This is a genomic window from Rhodopseudomonas sp. (genome assembly GCF_048594845.1).
Taxonomy (GTDB): Bacteria; Pseudomonadota; Alphaproteobacteria; order Rhizobiales; family Xanthobacteraceae; genus Rhodopseudomonas.
Window position 1 is genome coordinate 1 of record NZ_JBMDXE010000208.1, and the last position, 3,582, is coordinate 3,582.

Annotated in this window: 4 protein-coding genes and 1 pseudogene; 2 read left to right on the forward strand and 3 right to left on the reverse strand. The window is 66.9% G+C overall.

The features are described from left to right. The 3 genes and pseudogenes from ACOJTD_RS13360 to ACOJTD_RS13370 all read right to left on the reverse strand — a co-directional run. Window positions 1–633: pseudogene (locus tag ACOJTD_RS13360) on the reverse strand (sensor histidine kinase); the annotation flags it as partial. Further along, window positions 633–1,295, reverse strand: a complete 663-nt coding sequence (locus tag ACOJTD_RS13365) for a response regulator (protein WP_420133391.1) — start codon at window positions 1,293–1,295, stop codon at window positions 633–635. The gene ACOJTD_RS13365 and the pseudogene ACOJTD_RS13360, both read right to left, overlap by 1 nt. A gap of 144 nt (window positions 1,296–1,439) precedes the next feature. Then, window positions 1,440–1,811 (reverse strand): hypothetical protein, encoded by a 372-nt coding sequence (locus tag ACOJTD_RS13370; RefSeq protein ID WP_420133392.1) that lies wholly within the window; start codon window positions 1,809–1,811, stop codon window positions 1,440–1,442. 428 nt (window positions 1,812–2,239) lie between these two features. Here ACOJTD_RS13370 and ACOJTD_RS13375 point away from each other — a divergent pair, with 428 nt between their 5' ends. Together ACOJTD_RS13375 and ACOJTD_RS13380 are read left to right on the forward strand one after the other, a co-directional pair. After that, the gene (locus ACOJTD_RS13375) at window positions 2,240–3,334 is read left to right on the forward strand and encodes a metallophosphoesterase family protein (protein ID WP_420133393.1); all 1,095 of its coding nucleotides are present in this window, start codon (window positions 2,240–2,242) and stop codon (window positions 3,332–3,334) included. A gap of 2 nt (window positions 3,335–3,336) precedes the next feature. Next, window positions 3,337–3,582: DMT family transporter (locus ACOJTD_RS13380; RefSeq protein WP_420133394.1), on the forward strand; the 246-nt coding region annotated here is incomplete at its 3' end.

Below are 3,582 nucleotides of genomic sequence, written 5' to 3' on the forward strand. Positions count from 1 at the left end.
TTCGAGCGGCCGCAAGCCGAGGCGCACCTGCAGCAGCATGGCGGCGATCAGCGCGATCGCGAGCATAGCCAGCGAAATCGCCAGCGTCCGCATCGCTTCGCCGAGCGGGCCGAGCACGGCGTCGCGCGGCGCGGAAGCCGCGATGGTGACGCGCGTGCCCGCAATCGTCTGGGTCGCGATCCGGTAGTGCAGCATTTGGCCATCGGGACCGACGCCATCCGCAGGCGTCGGTCGATCCCTCGGCGGAGCATCATCTCCGGGCGGCGGGCGCGGGGGCGGCGGCGGCGGCGCGGGGCGATTGCCGAGATCCGGTAGTTCGAAATCGGCGGGGCTGAGCGAACGCGAGCGCAGCACGTTCGCGGGGCCGGAGATTTTCCAGTACCAGCCACGCATCGGGCGATCGAACGGCGGGCCGTCGGCGGTGCCCGCGAGTTGCAATTGCCCGTCCTTGCCGACCTGCAGCATCGATGACAGAAAGGCGATCTGCGCATCGAGCCGCTGATCGATCTGACTTTGCACGAAGCGATGCAGCACGAAGGCGATCAGCACCGCCGCGACGATCAGCGCGACCGCGATGAACGCACCGGCCGCGATCAGCAGCCGCTTGCTGAGGGAGGCGGTCCCTCGCACCATCACGCTCCCGCAGTGAGTTTGTAGCCGCGGCCGCGCTCGGTCTCGATCATTGTCTTGCCGATCTTGCGGCGCAGCCGTGCCACGATCACTTCGATCGAATTGGAGTCGGTCCCGACGTCGCCTTCATAGACTTTCTCCGACAGCAGACCGCGCTCGACCACGCTCTCCTTGCGCATGATCAGGCATTCCAGAACTCGCCACTCGAAGGCGGTGAGCTTGAGCGGCAGGCCGTCGAGTTCGAACTGGCCGGTCGGCGTATCGAAGGTCAGCGCGCCACAACAAATTCGCGAGGCGCCGTGCCCTGCCGCGCGGCGCACCAGCGCGCGCAGCCGCATCACCAGCTCTTCGACGCGAAACGGCTTGGTGAGATAATCGTCGGCGCCGGCCTTGAAGCCTTCGACCTTGTCGGTCCAGCCATCGCGCGCCGTCAGGATCAGCACGGGAAAGTGTCGCTGCTGCTTGCGCCAGCGTTGCAACACTTCCACGCCAGGCACCTTCGGCAATCCGAGATCGAGCACGGCGGCATCATAAGATTCAGTCTCGCCGAGATGCTGCCCGTCCTCTCCGGTTTCGGCGATGTCCACCGCAAAATTCTCCTCGCGCAGCGCGCGCGCCAGCTCTTTCGCGAGCATGCGATCGTCTTCGACCAGAAGGATTTTCATGCGTGAACCTCGCCTCGGAACTACGTCGCCGAGCTTAACCCAAGCTGAACGAAACGGTTCAGGCTGGATTTGGGGCGGCGATCTAGGCTTCGGCCATCCTCACTGACGAGAGATGGAGCCATGAGCGAACCTGATACAAACGTTTCACAGACGCCTCCCCCGCGCCGCCTTAACCGGCGTAACAGCCTTCTGGGCGGCATCGCACTCGCGGTTCTGGCCGTCGGCGCCGCGGCTGGTGCGGGCGGCGTGAAACTGGCGCAGAACTGGCAGGCGCCGAGCGTGATGCTGCTGCAGCCGACCGGCATCGATCAGATGCAGCCGGGCCAGCCGGTCGCGGTGAAAGGCAGCGTCGCCGAGATCTTCGGCAACAAGTTCATTCTCGACGACGGCCGCGGCCGGGCGCTGGTCGATCTCGGGCCGCGCGGCGACGATGTCAACGCGGTGACACGCGGCGAGGCCGTCACCGTGCAGGGCGTGTTCGACCGCGGCGTGGTGCGCGCCCAGATCGTCGCGCATGCCGACGGCCGCAACGAAGCCTTCGGGCCTCCCGGTCCGCCGCCGCCTCCGCCCCCGCCGCGTCCGGGACGCGCAGATGCCCCGCTGCCTCCGCCGCCGCCCGGTGCGCCTCCGGCGCCGCGAGCAGACGCACCACCTCCGCCCCCTCCCCCGCCGCCGCCTCGTGCGGATGCGCCGCCTCCGCCACCGCCGCCCGGACCGCCGCGGGCAGACGTCCCGCCGCCGCCCCCTCCGCGGGCGTTGTAGTCGAGGCCAGGGCTTCGGATGCGATCGAACTAACAACCCGGTTAGCAGCCTGCACCGTCTTCCGACGGGGCAGGCTGAGCTGAATTACTTCCCTGCGTTGCAGAAAGAAAATACTCGCCCTCCGGAACTGCGACATCTTGGCACCGATTATCCAGCCGAGACACGGCAAGGTACGCACCCACATGACCGAGGCTTTTGAGATGCCGCTGCGCTTCACGCAGATCGGTGACCTTCATCTGACTGATCCAGAGCTTCCCAATCACAGCGATTTCAAGGCCATCGTCCAGGAGCTGAATCGAAACGCCGGATCCGGTCTCGACTTCGTGTACTTGCCCGGCGACAACGCAGACGACGGCACGGCTGATCAGTTCGCCCTGGTCCGCGAAGGGCTCGATCAGCTCCGCCTGCCGTATCACGTCATTCCTGGCGACCACGATTTCAAGCCGCGATCCCTCGCCGCGTTCTATCGTGATCTCGCTCTCCCGCAGTTGCCGTATCGCGCCGAGATCCGCGGCCGCGTCTGCCTGTTTCTCGACATCGTCTCGAACGGCAGCGGCGGACCGGACTTCCGGCTCGGTGACCGGCAACTCGCCTGGCTGAGCGATCAGCTTGCGGACGCCAAACGAGCCGGCCAGCGATGCGCCGTGTTCATGCACGCTTATCCGGCGGACCTGCATCAGCATGCAGACGAGGTCGCGCGGCTGCTGGATACGAGCACCACGCAGCTCGTGGCGATGGGGCATACGCACTACAACGAGATCACGCATGATGGCCGCACCATCTACGCGGCGACGCGCTCCACCGGACAGATCGAGGAAGGCCCGGTCGGCTTCAGCCTGATGGCGCTCGATGGCGACGTCGTCAGCTGGCGGTTCAAACCGCTCGCTTCGCCCTGGCCGTTCGTGATGATCACCTCGCCCGCCGATCGCAGGCTCGGCTTCGAGCAGCGCGCGCCTGATGCTCGCGTAAGAGCCTCGGTGTGGGGCGCGTCGCGTATCACCGCGGCGGAATGCCGGGTCGATGACGGTGCTTGGCGTCCGATGCGCGATCTCGGCAGCGGCATGTTCGAGGCCTCGCTCGAGTCGGATCGCGACAGCTTCGACCTCGAGGTGCGCGTCACCGACGAGACCGGTGCGCTCGGCCACGACCGCGTCGAGGTCGAACCAGCAACCGCGCGGAGCTCGAGCGGCAGTGACGCCGGCAGCATCGGCGCGTGGCCGGATCGTCATCTGTTCGGCACGCAGCTCGGCCCGAACCGCAACGGCAGGAAATGGTGAGCATGCAGAACTTCAGCGCCGTCTGGCTCTACCCGATCATCCTCATCGCCGGCGCCCTGCAGGCGTGGGGCCCGCCGATGAACAATGCGCTGCGCGAAGCGGTCGGCAATCCGTGGATGGCCAGCGTGATCTCGTTCCTGCCGGTCGTGTTCGCGCTCGCCTGCGTCGCGCTGTGCCTGCCGCATCCTTTGCCGACCGCCGAAGGTCTCGCCAAGATGCCGTGGTGGGCGCCGCTCGGCGGACTGATC